Annotated in this window: 21 protein-coding genes; 6 read left to right on the top strand and 15 right to left on the bottom strand. The window is 72.3% G+C overall.

All coding sequences use genetic code 11. The features are described 5' to 3' along the window. Window position 1: 1 nt before the first annotated feature. Genes ACFE7H_RS06650 through ACFE7H_RS06640 form a run of 3 tightly spaced genes read left to right on the top strand, consistent with a single transcriptional unit; the run spans window position 2 to window position 2,657 of the window. Window positions 2-736, top strand: a complete 735-nt coding sequence (locus ACFE7H_RS06650) for an HAD-IA family hydrolase (RefSeq protein WP_375400440.1) — start codon at window positions 2-4, stop codon at window positions 734-736. Continuing rightward, window positions 733-1,983, top strand: a complete 1,251-nt coding sequence (locus ACFE7H_RS06645) for a sensor histidine kinase (RefSeq protein ID WP_375400439.1) — start codon at window positions 733-735, stop codon at window positions 1,981-1,983. Before ACFE7H_RS06650 ends, ACFE7H_RS06645 begins: the two co-directional genes overlap by 4 nt. Next, entirely contained in the window at window positions 1,980-2,657 is a 678-nt protein-coding gene (locus ACFE7H_RS06640; protein ID WP_375400438.1) for a response regulator, read from the top strand. Before ACFE7H_RS06645 ends, ACFE7H_RS06640 begins: the two co-directional genes overlap by 4 nt. Window positions 2,658-2,681: 24 nt before the next feature. Here ACFE7H_RS06640 and ACFE7H_RS06635 read toward each other — a convergent pair whose 3' ends face one another. The 3 genes from ACFE7H_RS06635 to ACFE7H_RS06625 form a co-directional block, all read right to left on the bottom strand. Further along, on the bottom strand, window positions 2,682-3,749 hold the full coding sequence (locus ACFE7H_RS06635; RefSeq protein WP_375400437.1) for an aromatic acid exporter family protein: 1,068 nt from the start codon (window positions 3,747-3,749) through the stop codon (window positions 2,682-2,684). 78 nt (window positions 3,750-3,827) lie between these two features. Continuing rightward, window positions 3,828-4,094 carry a hypothetical protein gene (locus ACFE7H_RS06630; protein ID WP_375400436.1) on the bottom strand — a complete coding sequence of 89 codons (267 nt, stop codon included), beginning with the start codon at window positions 4,092-4,094 and terminating at the stop codon, window positions 3,828-3,830. A gap of 128 nt (window positions 4,095-4,222) precedes the next feature. Next, window positions 4,223-5,455, bottom strand: a complete 1,233-nt coding sequence (locus ACFE7H_RS06625; protein ID WP_375400435.1) for a CAP domain-containing protein — start codon at window positions 5,453-5,455, stop codon at window positions 4,223-4,225. A gap of 155 nt (window positions 5,456-5,610) precedes the next feature. Here ACFE7H_RS06625 and ACFE7H_RS06620 point away from each other — a divergent pair, with 155 nt between their 5' ends. Next, complete coding sequence (locus ACFE7H_RS06620) at window positions 5,611-6,492, top strand: transposase (protein WP_375400434.1); 882 nt, start codon at window positions 5,611-5,613, stop codon at window positions 6,490-6,492. 18 nt (window positions 6,493-6,510) lie between these two features. Here the strand turns inward: ACFE7H_RS06620 and ACFE7H_RS06615 are convergent, their stop codons facing one another. Next, window positions 6,511-7,353, bottom strand: coding sequence for an NAD(P)H-binding protein (locus tag ACFE7H_RS06615; RefSeq protein ID WP_375400433.1), 843 nt, complete (start codon window positions 7,351-7,353; stop codon window positions 6,511-6,513). Window positions 7,354-7,394: 41 nt separating this feature from the next. After that, the gene (locus ACFE7H_RS06610; RefSeq protein WP_375400432.1) at window positions 7,395-9,776 is read right to left on the bottom strand and encodes a transglycosylase domain-containing protein; all 2,382 of its coding nucleotides are present in this window, start codon (window positions 9,774-9,776) and stop codon (window positions 7,395-7,397) included. Window positions 9,777-10,150: 374 nt separating this feature from the next. Here ACFE7H_RS06610 and ACFE7H_RS06605 point away from each other — a divergent pair, with 374 nt between their 5' ends. Both ACFE7H_RS06605 and ACFE7H_RS06600 read left to right on the top strand, forming a co-directional pair. Beyond that, entirely contained in the window at window positions 10,151-11,188 is a 1,038-nt protein-coding gene (locus ACFE7H_RS06605) for a fibronectin type III domain-containing protein (protein ID WP_375400431.1), read from the top strand. Window positions 11,189-11,228: 40 nt separating this feature from the next. After that, window positions 11,229-13,484 (top strand): alpha/beta fold hydrolase, encoded by a 2,256-nt coding sequence (locus ACFE7H_RS06600; protein ID WP_375400430.1) that lies wholly within the window; start codon window positions 11,229-11,231, stop codon window positions 13,482-13,484. A 6-nt stretch (window positions 13,485-13,490) separates the two neighbouring features. Here the strand turns inward: ACFE7H_RS06600 and ACFE7H_RS06595 are convergent, their stop codons facing one another. The 10 genes from ACFE7H_RS06595 to ACFE7H_RS06550 form a co-directional block, all read right to left on the bottom strand. After that, the gene (locus ACFE7H_RS06595) at window positions 13,491-13,988 is read right to left on the bottom strand and encodes a DNA translocase FtsK (RefSeq protein WP_375400429.1); all 498 of its coding nucleotides are present in this window, start codon (window positions 13,986-13,988) and stop codon (window positions 13,491-13,493) included. Between the two features lie 321 nt (window positions 13,989-14,309). Further along, the gene (locus ACFE7H_RS06590) at window positions 14,310-14,798 is read right to left on the bottom strand and encodes a DNA translocase FtsK (RefSeq protein WP_375400428.1); all 489 of its coding nucleotides are present in this window, start codon (window positions 14,796-14,798) and stop codon (window positions 14,310-14,312) included. A gap of 252 nt (window positions 14,799-15,050) precedes the next feature. Beyond that, window positions 15,051-16,070 (bottom strand): cation diffusion facilitator family transporter, encoded by a 1,020-nt coding sequence (locus tag ACFE7H_RS06585; protein WP_375400427.1) that lies wholly within the window; start codon window positions 16,068-16,070, stop codon window positions 15,051-15,053. Window positions 16,071-16,088: 18 nt separating this feature from the next. Further along, on the bottom strand, window positions 16,089-17,492 hold the full coding sequence (gene mftF / locus ACFE7H_RS06580; protein ID WP_375400426.1) for a mycofactocin biosynthesis glycosyltransferase MftF: 1,404 nt from the start codon (window positions 17,490-17,492) through the stop codon (window positions 16,089-16,091). Then, window positions 17,489-18,193: a mycofactocin biosynthesis peptidyl-dipeptidase MftE gene (gene mftE / locus ACFE7H_RS06575; protein WP_375400425.1), complete on the bottom strand. Its 705-nt coding sequence runs from the start codon at window positions 18,191-18,193 to the stop codon at window positions 17,489-17,491. Before mftE ends, mftF begins: the two co-directional genes overlap by 4 nt. Before the next feature lie 2 nt (window positions 18,194-18,195). Continuing rightward, window positions 18,196-19,440: a pre-mycofactocin synthase MftD gene (gene mftD / locus ACFE7H_RS06570; protein ID WP_375400424.1), complete on the bottom strand. Its 1,245-nt coding sequence runs from the start codon at window positions 19,438-19,440 to the stop codon at window positions 18,196-18,198. Window positions 19,441-19,548: 108 nt separating this feature from the next. Next, a complete protein-coding gene (locus tag ACFE7H_RS06565) occupies window positions 19,549-20,517 on the bottom strand; it encodes a VWA domain-containing protein (RefSeq protein WP_375400423.1) in 969 nt (322 codons plus the stop codon). Window positions 20,518-20,523: 6 nt separating this feature from the next. Continuing rightward, on the bottom strand, window positions 20,524-21,489 hold the full coding sequence (locus ACFE7H_RS06560; RefSeq protein WP_375400422.1) for an AAA family ATPase: 966 nt from the start codon (window positions 21,487-21,489) through the stop codon (window positions 20,524-20,526). A 49-nt stretch (window positions 21,490-21,538) separates the two neighbouring features. Continuing rightward, complete coding sequence (locus tag ACFE7H_RS06555) at window positions 21,539-22,378, bottom strand: mycofactocin-coupled SDR family oxidoreductase (RefSeq protein ID WP_375400421.1); 840 nt, start codon at window positions 22,376-22,378, stop codon at window positions 21,539-21,541. A gap of 62 nt (window positions 22,379-22,440) precedes the next feature. Next, window positions 22,441-23,277, bottom strand: a complete 837-nt coding sequence (locus tag ACFE7H_RS06550; RefSeq protein WP_375400420.1) for a mycofactocin-coupled SDR family oxidoreductase — start codon at window positions 23,275-23,277, stop codon at window positions 22,441-22,443. Between the last annotated feature and the right edge of the window lie 42 nt (window positions 23,278-23,319).

The raw sequence follows: 23,319 nt of genomic DNA, 5'->3' as shown, positions 1-23,319 counted from the left end.
CGTGCCCGACGAGACCACCCGTATTCACACCGTCCACACCTTCAGCGTGCAGGCAGTGCTCTTCGACATGGACGGCACCCTGATCGACTCCACCCCGGCGGTGGAGCGGTCCTGGGCCACCTGGGCGGAGCGGTGGGGCGTGCACTTCGCCACTCCCCCGGCGCAGCAGGGTCGTCCCGCCCGCGACATCGTGCGGGAACACCTGCCCGCAGCGCAGGTCGATGCCGCGTTCGCCGACATCGAGGCGACCGAGGTGGCCGACACCGCCGGCATCGTCCGCCTGGCGGGCGTGCCGCAGCTGCTCGCATCGCTGCCCGCCGACCGATGGGCGGTCGTGACCTCGTGCAGCGCGCCCCTCGCCGCAGCGCGGCTCAGCGTCGTCGACATCCGACCAGGCGTACTCGTGACGGCCTCGGACACGGAGCGCGGCAAGCCCGACCCGGCCCCCTACCTGGCTGCCGCCGCCCGACTCGGCTTCGCGCCGCGGAACTGCCTGGTCGTCGAGGACGCCGCCGCGGGACTGCAGGCGGGGCGCGCGGCCGGCTGCGCGACCCTGGGCGTGATCGGCACCCTCGGCCACGGGGTGTTGCAGGCCGATGCCGTCGCAGCATCGCTCGAGGACGTGAGCGTGGTGGCCGGCCCCGACGGCCTGCGGGTCTCGGTGCGGATCGACGACCACGCCGCTTCCGCGACCGCCCGGGTTGCTCCGAGCTCCAGCGCGCAGGAGGGAGTGTGATTCCTCGCGTCCTGTCCGTGTTCGGCCGCGTGCACCTGCGGGCCGCCGGAATCGTCGTGGCGATGCTCGCCGGCGTCACGCTGCTGTTCATCGAGACGCCCATGGGTGCCGGCGCCTACGGGCTGCCGGTCGCTGTCGTGTTCGGCCTGGCACTGGTGCACGCCGGCTGCGTCCCGCTGGCCGTGGTGCGGCCGAACCTGGCCGCGGTGCTGTCCATCGGCGCGGCGGCGACACTGCAGGCATTGACCTCCGGCACCTCCTCGCCCTGGCCGTGGTGGGTCATCACGATCGTCACCCAGACCACGGTGTTCTTCGTCGTCGGCCTGCTCGCCAGCGTGCCGCTCACCCTGCTCTACTGGCTCACCGCGATAGGGGCGTCCGCGGTGCTCGCCGCCGTGCTGCGGCCCGAAGACGCCGGAGCGCCCGCGGTGAACGTCGTGATCTTCGGCGGCGTCGCCGGCGCCGCCATCGCCGTGGCGGTCGTGCTGGCGCAGTGGCATCGCATCCGCGCCCTGCTGATCCGCGAGCGCCAGGTCAGTGCCGGCGAGGCCTCGCGCCGGGTGCTCATGGAGGAGCGGGCGCGCATCGCGCGGGAACTGCACGACGTGATCGCGCACAGCATGTCGATCATCACCGTGCAGTCGACGACCGCACGGTTCCGGCACCCGGACTTCGGGGAGCAGGCGATCGCCGAGTTCGAGCAGCTCGGCGAACTGTCGCGGCAGGCACTCGACGAGATGCGCGGACTGCTCGGCGTGCTGCGCGACGGCGACGACGCCGCGCCCCGCACTCCGCAGCCGGGCTTCACCGACCTGCCCGACCTGATGGCGCAGGCGGAGCGAGCCGGCATGGTCGTGTCGCTCCAAGCGCCGCAGAACCCGGACGCCCAGATGGCCGATGTGACCGGGCTCGCCGTCTATCGCATCGTGCAGGAGGCGCTCAGCAACGCGATCCGGCACGCTCCCGGCGCTGCGGTGCAGGTCGCCTGCATCCGCGACGGCGACTGCGTGACCGTCGACGTGCGGAACGAGCGGCCGGCGACGACACCCGCCGCCCACGCTGCGCCGAGCACCGATATCGGACACGGCCTGATCGGCATGCGCGAGCGGGCAGCCAGCGTCGGCGGCTCCGTCACCGCGGCCGCGACGGCCGACGGGGGGTTCGCCGTGCACGCGGTACTGCCCCTGCATCCGCTCACCGGCGGTCCGCTGCAGGACACCGCCGCCCGCCCTGGAGCGCTGCGATGACCATCCGGGTGCTGATCGCGGACGACCAGGGGATGGTGCGCGCCGGCTTCGCGGCGCTCCTCACGGCCCAGCCCGACATCCAGGTGGTCGGCGAGGCGGAGAACGGCGAGCAGGCGGTCGCGCTGACCGCAGAGACGACTCCGGACGTCGTGCTGATGGACGTGCGCATGCCGGTGCTCGACGGATTGGCGGCGGCGCGGCAGATCCTGGCCGTGCCCGGCTCGGCGACGCGCGTCGTGATGCTGACGACGTTCGACATCGACGAGTACGTGCTGGAGGCGATCCGAGCCGGAGCCAGCGGGTTCCTGCTGAAGGACGCCCCGCCCGCCGACCTGGTGGCGGCGGTGCGGGTCGTTCACCGCGGTGACGCCCTGCTCGCGCCGAGCGTCACCCGCCGCCTGCTCGAACGGGTCGCCACGACACCCGAACAGCGCACGGCACCGCCACCGGCGCTGGCGTCGCTGACCCAACGGGAACGCGAGGTGCTGGTGGAGGTCGCCCGGGGCCGCAGCAACACCGAGATCGCCGCCGTGCTGACCATCGCCGAGCAGACCGTGAAGACGCACGTCAGCCGCGTGCTCGGCAAACTCGGGCTGCGCGACCGGGCGCAGGCCGTGATCGTCGCGTACGAGAGCGGCCTGGTCGTGCCCACACCCTCCTCCGGGACGGGCTGAACCCGCCCCTGAACACGTCCCTGATCAGGGCGTATCGGCGACGATCTCCTCGCGGACACGGCGCAGATCCTCCAGAAGCGCTCCTGCCACCACCCACTCCGCTGGCGGTACGTCGAGGACCGCGATCGGGCTGGTCAGGCTCAGATCGGCGGCCGGCGGCGCGGACGCTCCCGGCGCCCGGTCGGCCAGCAGCCGCAGATCGTGGGCGGCCCGCCGACATTCCTCGGCGATCCGGGCGCCGAGCGGACCGTCGGCGAGCGCCGTCACGCCGTGGTCGTGCACGGTGCGGGTCATCCCGATGACCTGCGTGACGATCGGTTCCAGCCGCGCATAGAGGTCGTCGTCCGCCCGCAGCTTCTCGTCCAGCCGCCGGCGCCGCGGGTTGAACGTCAGGCTGTCTCGGCCCGCTTGCAGCGCGGTCTTCGCAGCGTGGCTCCCCTGCCGCAGCGAGCGCGCCTGCGTCAGCAGGTCGCCGGGCGGAGGAGTCGCCGCGAAGGCCCCCGCGAGGCGGTCCAGCGCGTCGGCCAGTTCGCCGGCCAGGCGGGCGGAGGCGCGGTGCGCGGGGACCAGCAGCACCGGCGGTGCGATCGCCAGGTTGATCACCACACCGATGACGGCGCCGATCAGGGTTTCCAGAATCCGGTCGAGGGCGTACTGCGGGGTCGTCGCGCCCAGGGCCAGTACGAGCAGGGCGCTGATCGCGGCCTGGTTGGCTGCGGCGGGGTTGAGTCGCACAGCCCAAGCGCCGAGCAGGACGACGAGCACCGCGACGAGCAGCAGCCATCCCGGTCGGCCGAAGAGCAGGGACAGACCGAGCGCCACGAGCACGCCGGCGATCACTCCGAGACTCCGCTCCACGGCCCGGCCGAACGACTGGTTCACGCTCGGTTGCACCACGAGCAGTGCGGCGATGGCGCCGAAGATCGGCAGCTCCACCCGCAGTGCGGCCCCGGCGATGAACCACGACAGTGCGACCGCGGCGCCGGTCTTGGCCACCTGCAGCAGCGCCGTGCGCTGCGGGGCGCGCACGGCGGCGGTGAGCGGCCCGGCGGTGAGGAACCGGGCGGTGATCGGCGTCGGGATCAGGGGCACTCCGCCATCTTCATGGACGGCGGAGGCGGCGGGAGGGCTCGGCCGGCGCTGCGCGGTGCCGCGGCGAGCGGGGGCCGCCTAGTTCGCGCGCAGCAGCGCGCGGCGACGCATCACCCGGACGGTCTCGACGGCGGCGAGCGCAACGATCCCTGCGGTGAGCAGTACGACGCCGAGTGGCTGCACGCGGGCGTCGGAACCGAGCAGCAGGAACATTCCGACCGCCATCACGAGTGCGGCGACACCCTGCCCGAGGGAGAACCCCGGGCGGAGGGCGACGGGCAGCAGTGGCGCGGGCCGCAGCGGGTCGGGATCCGGATCGCGCTGCTGTGCTCGGGTGGCGGTCATGGGGGCTCCGGCTTGTTCGAGGACCCCAGCCTGACCGACACGCCCCGGACGAAGCCGCACGAGCGGTATCCGTCGGCCCTGACCTGGCTGTGAGTCCGTCGGGTACCCGGCGGGTCTGCGGCTGCGGCTTACGGCTGCACGACGGCCGTGAGCGCGATGGATCCCGCGACGCGGTAGTGGGTCCGCATGCCGGTGACCTTCACCTTCAGGGGTTGCCCGGCGTCCTCCGGTACGGGCGTGTAGGTCGCCTGGGTAGCTCCGGCGATCGCGGTCGCGCCCCGATACCACTGGTAGCCGAAGCCGGTGGCGGCGGGCGAGAAGCGGCCGGGTACCGCCGTCAGTGTCGAGCCGACCGTCGCGGTGCCGGTCACGGTGGCCGCCGTGGCGGGCTTCAGTGCCATCGGGTTGAACAGCCGCACCGTGTAGCGGTGGCCGAGCACGGTCGTCCCGCGGTGGATGTTCGACACCTGCACGGTGATGGACCGGGTGTGCCACGACGCGGGCTTCACCGGGGCGCGGATCTCCCAGACCAGGGTCGCGTTGCCGTAGCCGGTGACCGGTTTCTCCAGGTGCACGGGCAGGACGGTTCCGGTCGCCGTGGTGACCGTCACGGTCGCGGCGCGGAAGTCGTCGCCGTACCGGTCGCTCGTCAGCGACCAGCGGCCGGCCGGTTCCAGCTGGCTCGGGAAGTAGCCGGCGCTCGGCCACGCCACCCATGCCGGATCCCGGTAGTGCCCCGCGGCCGCCCGGTCTCCCAGCACCCACAGCGCGTTCGAGGTGGCGGTGGATCCGCTGCCGAACACGCGCGCGGACGGGTAGAGGATCCAGCGCCGGTGCCCGGCGACGCGGTTGTTGTCGCCGGCATCGCCCAGGTACGCGCCGATCGCCTTCGCTCCCGCCACGCCGAGCGCGATGTCCGACGATGCCCCCGCTTGCTTCGCGGCTTTCGTGAAGCACTTCCAGGACGACGGGATGCTGTGCGTCAGGGCGCGGTTCGCGGCGTACACGAGCGCCGCCTGCTGCGCCTTGGCCGAGTAGGAGTCACGCAGCGTGGCGGGACTGAGGCCGGCCAGGCGACGGGCGAAGTTGATCGCCGACTGGGTCGCGGCGGCCTGAGCGGCCGAGTCGGTGCCGGCGCGGCAGCCGGCGATCGATCCGGTCCAGCCGATGGGCACGCGCATCGCCGGGGCGTAGTGCGCCCGGTACTCATGGGCGACGGCGCCGCGGCTGCTGCGGTCGATCACCGCGGCGGGTGCGGTCGCGCCCGAGGGCGGCTGGGCCAGGGCGGCGGTCGCCGTGGGGACGATCAGCCCGAACGCGGCGGCGATCGCGGCGGTCAGGACGAGTGGGCGGATCCGCATCGAGCGCCTCCTTCGTGAACCCGCGTTCCGTCGCGAACCCCGTCGGGGTCGCGGTCGGATCGGGTGGTGTCACTCTGCCGTCGTCGCCGCGCCGCGTTTCGGCCATTGCACGGCGTGCCGCGCAGGCCGAATGCGAACCGCGAGAATCGGTGACGATGAGCGCAGCAGCGGCCCCGACCGACCCCGCAGCCCGCCTGCGCGCCATCGCCGACGAGCTGTATGCGCTCCCGGCAGCCGGCTTCATCGCCGAGCGGACGGCCCGCGTCCGGGAGATCCGCGACGGCGGGGACCGTCCGCTTGCCGACGCCGTCGGAAGACTGGCTCGCCCGACCGCCGCGGCGGCACTCGTGAACGCGGTGGTCCGCGAGGCGGGCGTGGAGGCGCTCGTCGCGCTGGGCGACCGCCTGCGCGCGGCGCAGGACGAGGGCGATGCCGCCCTGCTGCGAACGCTCGCCGCCGACCGCCGCCACCTGGTCGCCGAGCTGGTCCAGCGCGCCGCGGCGCTCGGCGGGGATCGCGCGCCGGGTCAGTCGGTGCTCGACGAGGTGGAGCGCACCCTGACCGCCGCGGTGCTCGACGGTGCCGCGGCGTCCGCAGTGCGCTCCGGCCGGCTGGTCCGTGGAGTGTCGGCGGATGGGATCGAGCCCGCCGATGTCGCCGGTGCGGTCGCGGTCGACGCGGACTCTCCCGCGGCGGCGACTCCGTCCGCGCCAGCGGCGCCCATGCGGGTGTCGGCGGAGCGGCGCCGGGCCGAGGAGCTGGCCCGGCAGGCCGATCAACAGGCGGAGGCCGCACGGCAGGAACTGGCGCAGGCCGAGACGGCGGTGGCCGAAGCGGAGCAGACCTCGGCGAATCGGCTCGCGGCTGCCGACGACCTGCGCCGGCAGGTGGCCGACCTGCGTCGTCGGCTGGGCGCAGCGGAGGCGGCCGCCGACGCGGCGGAGGACGACCTGGACGCGGCCCGCACAACGCTGCGCGCCGCCCGCCGCGAGGCCGACCGCGCCACCGATGCCGCCGAGCAGGCCCGCGCGGTGTGACCTGGACGTGCGCGCGCTTCAGGCTGCGGGTGGGCGGATCGCCTGCTCCAGCATCCGGGCGGGGTGGCCGGTGAGGCGCGGGACGTCGGCGGAGACCGCGCTCGCGGTGCCGTCGCGGATCGCGGTGTAGGTGCTGACCCAGGCGTCCAACTGCCACTGCTCCGTGGTGAACACGCGGCGCGAGGCATACGCCTCGTCCTCGGTCTGGTCGACGAACGAGAAGGGCCGGCCGAGCGCCGCGGACATCCTCGCTGCCGCCTCGGTCAGGGTGATCGCCTCCGGGCCCGTGAGGGTGTAGACCGCGCCGGCGTGCGCGGCCGAGTCGCGCAGCACCGCGGCCGCGGCATCCGCGACGTCCGCCCGCGCGACGCCTGCCACCCGGCCGGAGCCCGCGGGCCCGCGGATCACACCTTCATCGTCCGCGAGCAGGGGGAAGAAGTCGCTGTACAGCTGGTCGCGCAGCAGGGTGAAGGTCATGCCGCTGTCGCGGATCGCCTGCTCGGCGTCGAAATGGTCGCGGCCCAGGGTGAACACGGCGTCCGGCGCGGCACCGCTGAAGCTCGTGTAGACGATGTGCTGCACGCCGGCCTCGGCGGCGGCGGCGATGAAGTCGCGGTGCTGCGCCCGACGGTCCGGCGCCTCCGCGCCCGACACCATGAAGAGCAGGTCGACGCCGGTCAGGGCGGCGACGGAGGCGACGTGGTCGCCGTACGCGGCCGTGACGACCGCGGGCGAGGCTCCGGCTAGCGCGGGCGCCTTCGCCGGATCGCGCAGCACCAGCCGATCGACGGCGGACCCGAGGGCCCGCGCGACGGCACCGCCGACGGCGCCGGAGGAACCGGTGACTGCGAGCACACTCATGCGCGGTGCAATCGCCCGTGCGCGGTTGCTGTTCCCGCGGGTCAGCCGCGGCTGGGGTAGATGGTCACCGTCACGTGGCCGTTCGCCTTCGAGCCGCCCGACGGCGACTGCCTGACGATGGTGCCGCGCGGCTTGCCCGACTTCACGGCGCCTGCGATCACGTAGCTCATGCCCTGGCCGGTGATCGCAGCGATCGCCGAACCCTCGCTCTGCCCGGTCACGGTCGGGACCGTCCCGTCATTCGACGGGTCGTTCGGGGTGGGAGCGAAGCTTCCCCCGCCACCCAGGTACTGCGGCTCGGGCTGCGGCCAGCTCGTCGCGCCGCCATAGATCTTGTTGACCTCGGTCTGGATGCCTCGCCACACGCAGTGCCGTTCGAGGGATGCCTGATTCGAGCCCTTCACCGGGCAGTACGGGAGGCTGAAGTTGTGGTACATATCCACGTCGCCCTTGATGTTGCCGATCCAGACACCCGTCGCGACCTTGTTCGTGGTGGCGACGAACCACGTCTGCTTCGCGTTGTCCGTCGTACCCGTCTTACCGAACTCGTAGATCCCGTCGGAGGTCTGATCACCGGCAGCGGTTCCGCTGGTGATCACTCCGCGCAACGCGTAGGCGGCCGCGATGGCGACCTGCTTGTCCACGGACTGCTTGCACGACGTCTTCGGTACCGCGATCGAATTGCCTGCCCTGTCGATCACCCTGTCGATCGCGATCGCAGTACAGGTCTTCCCCTGATTCCCCATGCCGGCATACGCCGTCGTCATGGTGAGCGGAGAGATCAGATCGGAAGCCCCGATGACCATCGATGGTCGCGGCGTGAGTTTGCCGCCGCCGGCTGGATGGACGTCGAACGCTGCCGCCATGTCCCTGATGTCACAGAGGTCGAGCTTCAGCGCCATCGACATGAAGGCGTTGTTGATGGACGCCGCCGTCGCCGCCAGAACCGTCCGCGAGCCCTTCTCGCCGAGTTCGTCGTTGGCCACCGGGTAGGGCCCGGTTCCGTAGGGCTCGCCGCATGTGCTGAACTGCGATTTGTCGTACGTCCGTGCAGCTACCGGGATGGCGGCATTCAGCCCGTGGCCGGTCTTCAGCCATTGCAAGAGGGTGAAGAGTTTGAACGTCGACCCGGGCTGGAATCCGCCGCCTCCGGAGTACTTGCTGTCGACCCCGTAATTCAGGGATGCTGCAGTCCCGTGTTCAGAACTGACCGGATCGTACTTCTTGTTCTCGACCATCGAGACGATCCGCCCGGTGCCGACCTCGACCGATACGGATGAGCCGCCGAGGTTCGGGAAGCCGTTCGACTTCGCGGGCACATACGTGTTCAGGACCTTCTTCGCCTTCTTCTCGAGGTCGAGGTTGAGCGTCGAATACACTTTCCAACCCGCGGTCTCGACGTTCTGCTGACGGTCGGCGTCGGTTTTGCCGAAGGCCTTGTTGCTGAGCAGGATCTGCTGCACATAGGAGCAGAAGAACCCGGCCGCCCCCGCCGCCGAGCAGCCGGTCTTGGGTGGCGTGAGTGTGACCTTGGTGGTGGACGCGAGCGCCTCATCCCGCTGCGCCGCGGTGATCATGTGCTGCTGATACTCGGCGGTGATGACGTAATTGCGCCTGCTCGTGTTCGCCGCCAGGTTCTTCGGGTCGTCCAGCCGCAACTTCGTCGGATTGTTCACGATCGCGACGAGCGCCGCTGCCTGCGTGATCGTGAGATCCTTCGCCTCCTTGTTGAAGTAGTAGTTCGCTGCAGCCTGAATCCCGTAGACGCGTCCGCCGAAGCCGGCGATGTTGAGATAGCCGAGCAGGATCTGCGCCTTGCTGTACCGCTTCTCCAGGCCGATCGCATATCGGATCTCGCGCACCTTGCGGCCCGCTGTCGGGTCCACGCACTGGTAATAGGCCTTCGTGATCGCCTTCTGGGTCGGCAGCCGCTCGGCCTCCTGGATGCACACGTTCTTCACGTACTGCTGCGTGATCGTGGACGCACCCTGCAGCGGTTTGCCGGCCAGGTCGCGCAGGGCCGCTCGCGCGATACCCATCGGATCCACACCACCATGCTGGTAGAACCGTGCATCCTCGCCTGCGACTGCCGCGTTCTTGACGATCTGGGAGATGCCGTCCTCGCCGACCACCTCGCGGTTCTGCGTGTAGAACGATCCGATCAGCACGTTCTTCGTGCCGGACTTGGCATACAGCTCGGTCTTCTGGTCGAGCTGCGCCAGCTTGAGGTCGCTCGGCAGGCTCTCGAACAGGCCCACGCCTCGGCTGGCGGTCACGCCGGTGAGCGCGACGGCGGGCGCCACGCCGACCGTCACCATGACGCCCGCGATCACCGCGACCGCGAGCATGCCCAGCAGGCCTGAGGCGGCCGAGACTGGGCGGACGGAGCGTGAGCGGGGGCTGGGTCGTGCTGGTCCGGTCACTGGCTCCATCGTACGAAGCGTCGGGCGCGATGGCGGTGCGCCACGGATCGGCGGTGACCAATCCGTTACCAAAATTCTTCGCCGGGTGCGAGGTCGGCGCTCGCCGACCGTTCGTTTCGAGCGCGTTACGCAACCGTGACCCGGATCGGTCGATCCAGGAGTCCTGCGCCCTGGTTCTTGTCGGGACGGTGACCTACCGTTCGTATTGACACCGGTCCCCCTCGACCCGGCCGGTGCGTGCGAACCCGGGCACGGAGGCGATGGTGGTGGGCGGCAGGTTGCGCGCCGGTGCTCGCGTGGGCGCAGTTCGTGTGCGCGCGTTGCGTACGGGCGCAGTGACTCCACGCGCGATTCCACGCGCGCTGGTGAGTGGCGTGGTGCTCGCGCTGGTCGCGGGAGTGTCGATCGCGGGCGTGTTCGCCCCGCTGGCCGCCTTCGCGGACGATCCCGCGCCCGCTTCCTCCGACCCGCCGTCGGCTGCACCGGCACCGACCGCCTCGGTCCCGCTTCCGGTGCAGAACGTGCGATGGCAGGGGCTGTCGGCCACGACGGTGCGCCTCAGCTGGGATGCCCCGTCCGACGTCCCTGTCGGCACCGTCTACACCGCCGTGGCGCGTGTGAGCGGGTCAGCCGGAGGGACGGGTGGCGGGGCAGGGCGGGTACTGACCGTGCGCACCACCTCGACCAGCGCGGTCTTCACCGGTGTTCGGCCCGGCAGTGTGCTGGTGCCGCAGGTGGGCGATGATGCCCGCCTCGCCGCCGGGTTCACGGACGTCGGACCGACCTGGACGCAGCCGCCGGTCGCGGCGTCCGCACCGCGCACGGTACGTCTGGCGCTCGTGCTGCCGGGCGGGGTGCCGGGCCTTCGAGTGTCCTGGGCTGCGCCGGCGTCGAACGGCGGTACGCCGGTCATCGGCTACCGCATCCGGGTGACCCGCAGCGGTGCGGAGGTGTCGTCCGCCGAGCGCATCGTCGCTGCGGGCACGCGGTCGGTCACCTTCGCCGACGTCGACCCGGGCACCGCATACCTGTCGACCGTCGTCGCCATCACCCGGGTCGGTGACGGCACCGCGGCGGGCAGCAATCTGGTGGACACCGGCGGCACGCCGAGCCCTTCGGCGATCGGCGGCGCCGCCGGCTCGGGTGTCGTACCCGTCGGGACCGTGCCTCTCGGGACGGTCGCATCCGCCCCGGCCGCCTCGAACACGCCCGGCGAAGGCATCTCCGGAGCGAACAGCTCCGGAACGGGCACCGGAGCGCAGGTCGCGGCGCCGCGCGTGCAGGCCGAGACAGCCCCGATCGCCGTGTCGGCGGCATGGCTGCCGGTGCTCAGCCTGCTCGGGAGTGTGTTCGCGATCCTGCTGGCCGGCGCGGTCGCGATCCTGCTCGTGGTCCGCCGCTTCGGCATCTGACGGCTCGCCGTCCGACGGTTCGGGGCGGCAGAATCGCGGCATGGCCCTGCTCGCCGCCCTGCCCGAACCGAGGACCGTGCTCGCGACCGACGGGCTGCAGCTCGCCACGTACGACACCGGCGACGCGGACGGCCCGACCGTGGTCGCGGTGCACGGCTTCGCCTCCTCCGCCTACGCCAACTTCGCCGCGACCGGATGGATCCGCGAGCTGACCCGCGCCGGCTACCGCGTGGTCGCGTTCGACCAGCGCGGGCACGGTCGCAGCGGCAAGCCGCACGACCCCGCCGCGTACACGATGGCAACGCTGGTGGCGGACGTGCAGACGGTGCTCGACACCTACCTGCTGGACGACGTCGGCTTCGTCGGCTATTCCCTGGGCGCCCGGGTGGGCTGGCACCTGGCGCTCGAGAGCCCGCACCGCGTCCGGCGCGCCGTCTTCGGCGGCATCCCCGACGGCGACCCGCTCACGCGGTTCCGGGTCGATCAGGCACGCGCCTTCGTCGCCGACGGCACGGCCGTGGACGACCGCCTCACCGACGCCTACCTGACGATGGCCTCCACCATCGCCGGCAACGACCTGCCGGCGTTGATCGCCCTGGTCGAGGGGATGCGCGGCAGCCCGCAGCCCGATCGGGCGAATCCTCCGCTGCAGCCGATCCTGTTCGCCACCGGCAGCGCCGACCGCATCCTGCCGGCGTCTCGCGCCCTGGCCGAGTCCGCGCCGCGCGGCGAGTTCTTCGAGATCGCCGACCGGAACCACTTCAACGCGCCGACCGCCCGCTCGTTCCGCGACCGTGCCGTGGCGTTCCTGGAGGAGACGGAGGAGGCGGAGGCGGAGGTGGAGAATCGGGCGGACATCGCGCCGCCGGAGCCACCCGCGCTGCGCGCTCCCTCCGCTCCCCCGCCCGCATCCCCGCAGCCCGATACTCGCCCGGCCGACGCCGAGCAGGTCGCGTTCGCCCGCAGCTTCCGCGAGTTCATCGATGCGATGCGGGCGCTGGCGCCGAACGAGCAGATCCTGACGCCGCTAGGCGAGCGTGTGCTGCGGTTCCTCGGCCGGCCCGTCGACGAGCTGCCGACGGTCACCGAGCGCGTGGATACCGTCCGCCTCGTCGACGCGGACATCGCGCTGACCGAGCTGAGCGTGCAGGGCGAGGTGTTCGGGATCGCAGGGTTGAGCACGGGCGACAACGAGCCGTTCGTGGCACTGCTGCGGCACCAACACGCGTCGTTCACCCCCGGACCGGTGGATGTGGCGCTGATCGCCAGCGGCCCCGGCACCACCCGGCGCGTCCTCTCGTCCGCTGTTCGGCTCTTCCACTTCGAGGGTGAGCCGGTGGCGGTACTGCAGCGGCTGCCCGCCCGCCAGTGGGGCCGCGACCAGGCGCAGCTGGAGATCCTGTGCGGCGACACCGCCGTCGCGGCGCGACTGGTGGACGAGGTGCGGCGGCGCATGCGCGAACGCAGCGTGCTGCGCGGCCAGGTGCTCACGTTCGCGGGCGGGGCGTTCGACGACGCCTCCGCCGGCGCGGTCTTCCTCGCCCGCGAGGCGGTCCCCGAGGCGGAGGTGGTGCTCGCTCCGGGTGTGCTCGACCGCATCCGGCGGCACGTGCTCGGTATCGGCGAGCATCGCGCCCGCCTGGCCGACCTGGGAGCCCACCTGAAGCGCGGGGTGCTGCTCTACGGACCGCCCGGCACCGGCAAGACGCTGACCGTCCGGCACCTGGTCGGGGCCGCGACCGGCAGCACCGTGGTGCTGCTGTCCGGCGCGAACCTGCGCTTCGTCAGCGCCGCGGTCGACATCGCGCGGGCCCTGCAGCCCGCGATCGTCGTGCTGGAGGACATCGACCTGATCGCCGAGGATCGCGACCTGGGGCGCTCCGACGGCCTGCTGTTCGAGGTGCTGGACGCGCTCGACGGGATCGGCGGGGACGCCGACGTCGCCTTCGTGATGACGACGAACCGCGTCGACCATCTGGAGCGGGCGCTCACGCAGCGGCCGGGTCGGGTCGACCTGGCGGTGCAGATCGAGCGGCCGGGCGCCGCCGAGCGGGCACGACTGTTCGCGCTCTACGGGCGGCGCCTGCCGCTCTCCGAAGGCGCGGTCGCAGCGGCCGCCGAGCAGGCGGCGGGCACGACCGCCTCCTTCGCCAAGGAACTGATGCGCCGGGTCGCGATGGACGCCGCCTGGCAGGACAGGGACGTGACCGACGCCGACCTGTCTGCCGCGCTCGCCGCGTTGCTGGCCGACGGCGAGCAGCTAACGCGCACGCTGCTCGGCGGTGCAGAGCCCTGAAGCTGGTCAGGCTTCGGCGAGCAGCCGTTCCAGGTCGGACAGGTGGTCGCGGGACAGCAGCACCTGGCGGGCGACCGGCCCGGTGGCCGGTCCCACGAACCGCTGCGACTCCAGGTCCGTCAGCAGGCGCCGGGCGCGGGCGTAGGGGACGTGCAGGTCGCGTTGCAGACGGGAGGCGGAGGCGTACTGCGTGTCGACGACCAGGGTCGCCGCCCGCGCGAAGTCGGGGTACCCGTCGCCCAGGCGGTCCTTCAGCGACTGCAGCTCGGCGCGCACATCGGCGTCCTCGTCCGCCGCAGCGATCAGAGGCGTCGCGCCCACGACCGCGTCGGTGGCCGCATCCTGCTGCATGCCGAGGCCCAGGCGGAAAACCACGACCACGCCGCCGATCAGCCCCAGGGCGACTCCGGCCGGCCAGAACAGATACATCAGGGCCACCACCGCGACGAACCCGATCACGAGCGCCATCGCAGCACCACTTCGGCGGCGAAGCACCTCGGCCATCTCATCCTTCTTCCATGCGCTGTCTTCTTCCATGCGCTGTGTCCAGCGCTGCCCCGCATGCGCGCGCCGACGCACAGCCGCTGCGCCGTCCGTTCGGCGGAGGGCTGCGCTCTGCAGCATGTGGGCACCGTCGCTGCAGTCGAACGGAGGGAACCGCCGACGAGGTATCCAGTGTCGCCCCTGGCAGGGGTGGACGACCGGGGAGCGGGCTACGAGAACGCCATGGACCGGCGCGTCGTTACCGAGTCGGTATGCGGGCGCCGGGGTCTGGTCGCGCGATGTTCGCCGAGGTGAGCGAAGTGTGCTGAAGGGCCGATGCGGTCAGCGGACGAGCAGGCGCTCCAGCTGAGGGACGTCCTCCTGGGCGATCAGCACGTCGCGCGCATGGGTGCCGGTCAGCGCCCCGACGAATCCTTCGTCCTCCAGTGCCGACAGCAGCCGGCGAGCACGGTCCTGCTGGATGCCGAGGCCCCGTTGCAGCGCCGCCACCGACGCCCACTGGGAGCCGACGACCAACACCGCGGCGCGCACGAAGTCGGCATAGTCGTCGCCGAGCGAGCGGCGCAGGCGTCGCACGTCGTCACGCAGCGCCACCTCGACGCTCGGTGTCAGGTCCAGGTGGCCGTCGTGCGGCTCGGCCGCGGCCTGCCGCGCCATGGTGTGGCCGATCATGATCACCGCGGCGACACCGCCGGTGAGGCCCAGCACGATTCCGGCCGGCCAGGAGAAGAACAGCACCGTCCCGAGCAACGCCAGCCCGGCCACGAGCAGCAGCAGCGTGCGTGCGGGTCGGAAGGACGACAAGACCACGGTGACCTCCTGGGTCGGTTCGAGCGGCACAGCGGGGATCCCCCACCGCATGCCGCGGTGCGCGGCAGCGTACGGCCGGACCCCCTGCGTCCTCTCCCCCCAGATCGGGCCGCATCCGCGCTCGCCCATCCCCCTCCGCCCGCCCCAACCCCAGCACGTCAGCAGGACGGGGTCCCGACAGCAGGCTGCTGGTCGACCACGGGCCTGCTGACGGGACCTGGTCCTGCTGTCCAGACGGCGGGGTGGGCGCGCTCAGGCGGGGGTGAGGGTGGGGTCGGTGGCGCGCGAGAGGGTCAGGACGGCGCGCACGATGTGGGGGCGCGCCTGCAGCTGCTCCGCGAGGTCGTGCAGCCGCTCCGCGACCGTGTGCTCCGGGGCGTCGCCCGCCAGGTCGACCGCGGCGACGACGAAGACCCGGCCCGGGCCCACGTATTCGATGTGCAGGTAGGTGACCCGGGTCACCTCCGCGTGGTCGGTCAGCAGCTGGATGGCCGCCTGCCGGATGCCGGTGTCCACCGCCTCGCCGATCAGGAAGCGGCGGTTCAGCTGGATCAGCAGCACCGCCACGACGCCGAGCACCAGGCCGACGCCGATCGAGCCCGCCGCGTCCCAGACGCCCGATCCCGTCAGCTGGTGCAGCAGGATGCCCGTGACCGCGATCACGATGCCGACGAGGGCCGCCAAGTCCTCGAAGAACACCGCCCGTACGGTGGGGTCGGAGGTGTGCAGCACGTGGTGCAGCGGGTCGCGGTCGGCCGCGGCGGCAGCCCGGCGCACCTGGCCGAGTGCCCGCAGGAACGAGACGCCCTCCAGCACGAAGCTGAGCCCGAGCACGATGTAGGCGACCACGGGCTCCTCGGCCGGTCCGCGCTCCCCCAGCTCGCTGATGCCGTGCTGTACGGACAGCACCGCGCCGACCGTGAACAGGCCGAAGGCCGCGAACAGCGACCACACGTACGTGTCGCGGCCGAAGCCGAGCGGATGGGCGCTGTCGGGCGCCGCGGAGGAGCGCCGGGCGGCGATGAACAGGAACACCTCGTTGCCGCTGTCCGCCCACGAGTGCGCCGCCTCGGCGACCATCGAGGCGGAGCCCGTGATCAGCGCCGCGACCGATTTGGCGATCGCGATCGCGACGTTCGCCGCGAAGGCGAGCACGACCGTGACGAGCGACTCGTTGCCGCTCTGCTCGGGCTCCTGCGCGGCGTCGGGCTGAGCTCCCTGCCGCGACTCCTGCTGCGAGTCCTGCCGGGAATCCTGCTCCTGCTCGGCCATGCGACCCATAGTGCAGGGTCAGCGGGCGCGGCCGGAGCGGATGTCCGGCAGCAGCGCCCGCACGGAGCGGCCCCGGATGGCGGACCACCAGACGCCGGCGCCGTAGGCCAGGTCGTCCAGGCGGCGCAGCAGCCCGTAGCGCAGCGGATCCAGCCGTGCACGGTCGCGCCGGTACTCCACGGCCACGTCCACCACGGCCGCCGCGAGCACCGCGCGCCGCATCCGGCCTGAGACCAGGCAGCCCAGCGCGGCGAGCGGCCACCAGTGCCGCAGCAGCAGCGCCATGCCCTGCGTGGTGGCGGCGAGCAGCCCGTTGCCCGTCAGCCAGGCCGCGAGTCGCAGCGGCTGGTCGTTGCGCACCAGCCGGGCACGGATGCGGAGCGCCGCGCCGACACTCACGGCCGCGGCGAGCGGCAGCGACCAGCGCCGTTGCGCCAGCAGGGCCAGCAGCACCGCTGTACTCCACGGCGCGAGTACGGCCGGGCTCACGGCGTCGGGGTGGCGGGCGGCGAGCGGAGCGGCCGCCGTGCCGTAGACGAAGCGCCGACCGAGCCAGTCGGCGAACCGTACACGGTGGTCGTGACCCGCCCGGGCCGCCGGCTCGTAGCGCACGCGCCATCCGGCGTCGATCAGCCGCCAGCCGAGGTCCACGTCCTCCCCCACGCGCATACCCGCGTCGAAGCCGGCCTGCAGCGCCTCGGTGCGGGCGACGACGCAGGCGGTGGAGGCCCAGGAGACCGGCGACAGCGGACGGACCGTCGCGGGTTCCTCGCCCAGGTCGAGCGCGGAGCAGGTGTCCTCGTAGCGGCCGATCCACGTGGCCGTGCCGTCCAGGCCGACGATGCGCGGCACCGCCATGGCGACCTTCGGGTCGGCGAAGTGCTTGAGCAGCAGGCCGATCGTGTCGGGGCGCAGCACGATGTCGGAGTCGACGAAGGCGGTCACCGGCGTCGTGACGACCGCGAGCCCGGCGTTCCGCGCACCGCCCGGCCCCACGTTCGCCGTCAGCGGGATGAGGCGCGCACCGGCGGCGGCGGCCACCGCCGCCACGGCCGCCGGGTCCCGGGAGGCGTCGTCGACGACGATCACGGGGAGGCCTTCAGGGACGGAGGCGAGCAGTCGGCGCAACTCGGCCGGCCGGTCCCGCACCGGGACGACCACCGTGACCGCGTCGGTGACGGGATCGGTGCGGTCGGGCAGCGAGTCCAGCACCGGGTCGGCCATGCCGGTGTCCAGCAGGCGGTCCGCGAGCGCCGCGGCGGCCGGCGAGCCGACGCGGACGACGCCGCCCCGCAGCAGCGACAGCGCCGCGGGCTTCAGGTGCAGCACACGGGTCGGATGCCCGCCCACGAGCGCCCGACCGCCGTCGACCACCCGCGTGCGCCGGGCGAGCCGCACCGCGAACCCCGCAGGCAGCGTCACCGGGCCGCTCCAGCCCCGAGGGCATCCACCGCGCCGGCGATCATCGCGGCCAGCAGCTCCCGCCCCTCCGCAGGGGTCGCACCCGCCGGGTCGCCCAGCACGCCGGACGGCGACACGGCGCGCACCCCGGCGGCGACCAACTGCGGCAGCAGCTGCTCGATGGGCCGCACGTCCCCCGCCGTCGCCTCGTCCAGCCGGACCGCGGAGGGATCGAGGTGCAGCAGCAGCGACGTCTCGGTGCGGCCGGCATGCGCGTCGCCGCCCGGCACGGCGCATGGGACCCACGAGACCGCGTGCCCCTCCGACCGCATCTGCGCGACGACCCTCGACACCGTGGGCACGTTGCCGCCGTGCCCGTTCACGAGCACGATGCGCGCCGCCCACAGGGACAGCGACCGGATCGTCTCGACCAGCACCGCCTGCAGCACCTCGGCGCCGATGGAGACGGTGCCCGGGAACCCAGCGTGCTCACCGCTGGCCGCGAACGCGATCGGCGGCGTCACCAGCACCGGGGCCGGCAGCGCGGCCGCGACGCCGTCGGCGACGGCGACCGCGATCACCGTGTCGGTCGACACCGGCAGGTGCGGACCGTGCTGCTCGGTGGAACCGACCGGCACCAGCACCAGCGACCCGGCCGGCACCTCCGGCCAGGTCGTGCGGCCCAGGTCGCGGTCGACGGACGCGGGCGCCGCGGAGGTCACCGTCAGCCGATGGGGTCTTTGGTGCGCGGCGCGGTCGCCGGAGTCGGCGTCGTCGGTGCCTCGATCCCGGTCGACGCGCCGAGCGTGCGCGCGAAGCCGCCGGGGATCACGAGGTCCTCAGGCGAGAACTCGTGCACGTTGGAGTGCCCCAGCCCGAGGACCGCGGAGTCGAGGCCGCCGCGCAGGATGTCCAGCACGTTCTCCACGCCGGCCTGCCCGTTCGCCGCAAGGCCCCACAGGTACGCGCGGCCGATCATCACCGCGCGGGCGCCCAGGGCGAGCGCCTTGGCCACGTCGCCGCCGCGGCGCACGCCGCCGTCCAGCAGCACCTCGATCTGGTCCCCGACCGCCTCCGCCACCGCCGGCAGCGCCCGGATGGTGCCGGGCGTGGTGTCCAGGTTGTTGCCGCCGTGGTTCGACACCGAGATCGCGTCAACCCCCGCATCGACGGCCCGCTTGGCGTCGTCCACGCGGGTGACGCCCTTCAGCACGAACTTGCCGCCCCACTCCTGCCGCAGCCACTGCACGTCCTGCCAGGTGGGCGGCGGAGTCTGCATCCACTCCCCGTAGGCGCCGAAGAAGGTGGGGGCGTCCTGGCCCGGCTGCTTCAGGTTCGGGGTGGTCAGGTCGGGGATGGAGAAGCTGCGCGCAAACCGCAGCAGCCAGGCCGGATGCGGCAGCACGTTCGGCGCGAAGCGGATCGCGGTCTTCAGGTCGAGCTTCTCGGGGATGGAGGGGCTGCCCCAGTCGCGGCCGTTGGAGAACGACCAGTCCAGCGTGGCGATCAGCGCCTTCGCGCCCGCGTTCCGCGCCCGGTTCATCCGCTGCACCATCACGTCGCGGGTGCCGGTCCAGTACAGCTGGAAGAAGGTGTTCTCGTTGGCCGCCGCCACCTCCTCCACCGGCTTGGAGGCGAACGAGCTGAGGCCCATGATCACGCCGCGGTTCTTCGCGGCGCGGGCGACCGCCACCTCGCCGTCCGGGTGCACCGCCTGCACGCCGGTGGGCGAGATCAGCACCGGCATCGAGGTGGGGATGCCGAGCACCGTCGTCGACAGGTCGCGGTCGGCCTTGTGGCCGGCGACGTGCGGAGCGAAGCCCAACTCCGAGAACGCGGCGATGTTGTCGTCGATGGTCAAGCCGCGCTCCGATCCGGCGACGAGTGCCCCGTAGACCGAGCTGGGCAACTGCCGCTTGGCGCGCCGCTGCGCCTCGGCGACCGTTTCGAACCACGCGTTCCGTGCCATGACCATGCTCCTTCGTCCGGTGTTCGACGTCGACCCGGTACGCGATTATGACACCGGGTGCCACTGTGCTGAATGAGAGTCGGGGTTGAGTGGTGATCGGTGGTGAAGTCACGGCGTGAAGATCGCGGTGAGCGCCGGTGCGACCGCGGTGAACGAGCCGACCGGCCGAAAGGCGCCCCGGCCGATGCGGGCGAGCTGGCGCCCCAGGTCCACGTCCTTCTCCCCGGTGGTGTCGAGCAGCACGTCGAGCCGCGGCAGGCGACCGGCGAAGGGCCGCGGATCGGGCCCGGCGTTGTGGACGCAGTCCGAGAGCAGCACGACGCGGGCGCCGCGGTCGGGCACGCCCGCCAACTGCTGCGCCGCAAGTTCCAGCGGAAACGCCACGTTCGTCAGCCCCCGCGCTGGGACACGCAGCATCGCGTCCAGCAGTTCGAGCGGCCGGATCGGCTGCCCCAGCCGCAGCAGCACGGCGGCGTCCGACCAGAACGCGATCACGCCGAGCGCGTCCTGCTCCAGCTCGGCCGCGAGCGCGCCCACCGTCGCCGCCGCGGTGCGGATGCGCTCGCCCTTCATCGAGCCGGAGACGTCGACGAGCAGCACGACCGACCTCGGCGGGCGCACCCGCTCGCGCACGATGATGTCCTCCTCGTCGGGCACGGGCCGCTCGGCGAGCATCTCGAGCGTCGCGTCCAGATCGATGTCGTCGCTGCCGCCCCGATAACGCACGCTCACCAGCTCCCCGACGCCGCGCCGGCCGGAGGGCTGCGCCCGCGGCCGCGGCACTGCCAGCCGCCGGGCGATCTCCCGGGCACGTGCCCGCACCAGCGGGTCGACGGTCAGCGCCTCCTGCTCCGCCGCCGCCAGCGCCGCTTCGTCGTCGGTGAAGCCGGCACTCGCGCCGGATGGCCGCTGCCGCGCATCCGTGCCGGTCCCGTCGCCGGGCTTGACCGCCGGCCCACCGGAGCCGGAGCCGGCCTCGAACACCGTCGGCGGCGCATCCAACTGCTTGGGCCGGCGCTTCAGCGGCGAGCGCTCCGCCCTGTCCACGCGCCGCTGCAGGGGCGAATCAGCGTCCACGGCTCTTCAACCCGGCTCGGCGCGAGCGGGATCCAGGATGAACCGGTCCTCCCAGATCTGCCGCAGCACGCGCTCCGGCGTCGTCCCGGCCGCCTCGTCCAGGTGGATGCGGCCGGACAGCGCCACGAGCATCGCGTCGAAGAACGTCTCCGGATATCGCTCATCGTGTTGGTCAGGAGTGCCGGGTGCGCCCGGCACGCCGGGCACTCCCCGCAGGGTCAGCAGCTCGCTCGCGATCAGCGTGCAGTCGATCGCCCCGCGCACGCTGCTGCCCTGCCGCACGTCCTCGTGGTCGCGGGTGGCGCGGGTCACGGCCACGGCGTCGCCGATGATGCGCTCCCCGGTCGCCCCGCTCAGGCCGCTGCGCAGCGCGACGATGCCGCGCTCGTCGTCCTCGTCCTGGTACCCGATGACGATGCGGTTCAGCCGGTCGCTGACGGAGGTGGACAGCCGGGTGGTGCCCACGTTGTCGTACGGATTCATCGACGCGACCACCCGGAAGCTGGGTGCCGCCTCGATCGACCCGACCCGGGGCACGGCGATGCGCCGGTCGGCCATCGCCGTCAGCAGCGTGTTCAGGGTGTCCTCCGGTGCGCGGTTGAACTCCTCGATGTAGAGGAACCCGCCGGAGCGCATCGCCGCAACCAGCGGCCCGTCCTCGAACGTGTCGGCGCTGTAGTCCTCGCGCAGCACCCGGGCCGGATTGTGGTGCCCGACCAGCCGGGACGGCGTCAGGTCGGCGTTGCCCTCCACGAAGACGAGCGGGATGCCCCACTCGGCGGTGATCGCCTGCAGCATGGTCGTCTTGCTGGTGCCGGGCGGCCCCTCCAGCACTAGGTCGCGCCCGGAGCCGACGGCGGCGAGCGCGAGTTCCAGCTCCCGCTCGCGGCCGACCAGCCGCCCCGTGATGCGACGCCGCGCGTCGTCGACCGGGACCCGCCCCGTGCCGGTCTGCCGCGTCACGTCGCTCACGATGCCTCCATCTGCTTCGATCTGTTGCTCGGTGGTTCGATCGGATTCGCTACTTGATCAGCTCGCCGGCGTCCACCGGCAGGGTGACACCGGTGATGTAGCGCGCCTCGTCAGAGGCCAGGAACAGCACGGCATTGCTGATATCGCGCGCCTCGACCCACGGGATCGGCAGCGCGTTCAGGGCGCCGAAACGCTGGCCGGCGATCTCCCTCGTGCGGTCCTCCGGCGCCAGGTCGGGCATGAACAGCTCCCAGGTGGCGGAGTTCTGGATCATGTCCGTGTCCACTGCCGTCGGATGCACCGAGTTGACGCGGATGTTCTCCGCCGCCAACTCCAGCGCCGCGGTCTTCATCAGACCGACGACGCCGTGCTTCGCGGCGACGTAGTGGCCGATGTTCGGCAGCGGCTCCAGCCCCGCCGTGGAACTGGTCAAGATGATCGAACCGCCGCGGCCGCCCGCCTTGATGTGCGGGATGGCTGCCTTGACGGCGTGCCAGACGCCGGTCAGGTTCACCCCGATCATGTCGTTCCACTGCTCATCGGTCAGCTCCTCCAGCGAACCGAAGCTGAAGATGCCCGCATTCGCCGCGACGATGTCCAGCCGGCCGAGCTGAGCGACCCCCTCATCGACCGCGGCCTTCACCGCGCCGAAGTCGCGCACATCCGCCTGCGTTGCGACGATCCGCCGATCGAGCGCCTCGATCTGCCGCACCGTCTCGGCCAGATCGTCCGGCCGCGCCATGTCGTAGGGCACGGAGTCGATCTGCCCCGCGATGTCGACCGCGATGATGTCGGCGCCCTCCTCGGCCAGGCGCAGCGCGTGGCTGCGTCCCTGACCTCGGGCCGCGCCGGTGACGAAGGCGACTTTGCCTTCCACTCGTCCTGCCATGGTGATTTCTCCCTTTCTTCAGATTTCTTCTTCGTGGTCCTCGGCCTGCCCGCCGCAGCGCGTCAGACGAGAAAGGCGCCGGCGTCGACCGGCAGGGTCACGCCCGTGACGTAGCGGGCCTCGTCCGAGACCAGCCAGAGCAGCGCGTTGCTGATGTCGACAGCCTCGACCCACGGGATCGGCAGCGCGTTCATCGCCTGCGACGTCGGCGCGAAGTCCTCGCGGGTCGGGTGCTCCGCATCCGGCGAGAACAGCCGGTAGGTGCCCTCGTTCATGATCATCGGCGTGTCCACCTGTGTGGGATGGAGGCTGTTCACGCGGATCATCTCGGGCGCGAGCTCCAGCGCGAGCGTGCGCATCAGGCCGACGACGCCGTGCTTCGCCGAAACGTAGTGCGCGACGTTCTGGTAGCCCTTCAAGCCGGCTTCCGAGCTCGTCAGCACGATCGACCCGCCACGGCCGCCGGCCTTGATGTGCGGGATCGCCGCCTTGGCAGTACGCCAGACGCCCGACAGGTTGGTGTCGATCATGTTCGACCAGGCGTCCTCGGGTAGGTCGGCGGCCGACATCATGCCGGCGGAGATGCCCGCGTTCGCCGAGACGATGTCCAGGCGCCCGAATTCGGCGACCCCGGCATCCACGGCCGCCTTCAGGCCCGCCAAGTCGCGCACGTCCGCCCTGCTGGCGACGATCCGCCGGTCGAGCGCCTCGACCTGCCGCACCGTCTCGTCCAGGTCCGCCTGCGTCGCCGCGTCGTACGGCGCGTACGGGATGTCCTCCAGCAGATCGATCGCGATGATGTCCGCGCCTTCCTGCGCCAGCCGAACCGCGTGACTCCTGCCCTGCCCGCGTGCTGCCCCGGTGATGAAGGCGACCTTGCCTTCCACCCGTCCTGCCATGGTGTGCTCCTGTTCTTGCTCGGTCTGCTTCTTCTGGCTTCT

The organism is uncultured Amnibacterium sp. (assembly GCF_964250715.1).
In the GTDB taxonomy this organism is placed as follows: domain Bacteria; phylum Actinomycetota; class Actinomycetes; order Actinomycetales; family Microbacteriaceae; genus Amnibacterium.
The sequence above is the reverse complement of the archived record's forward strand: the minus strand, read 5'-3'. Positions and strand labels throughout refer to the sequence as shown.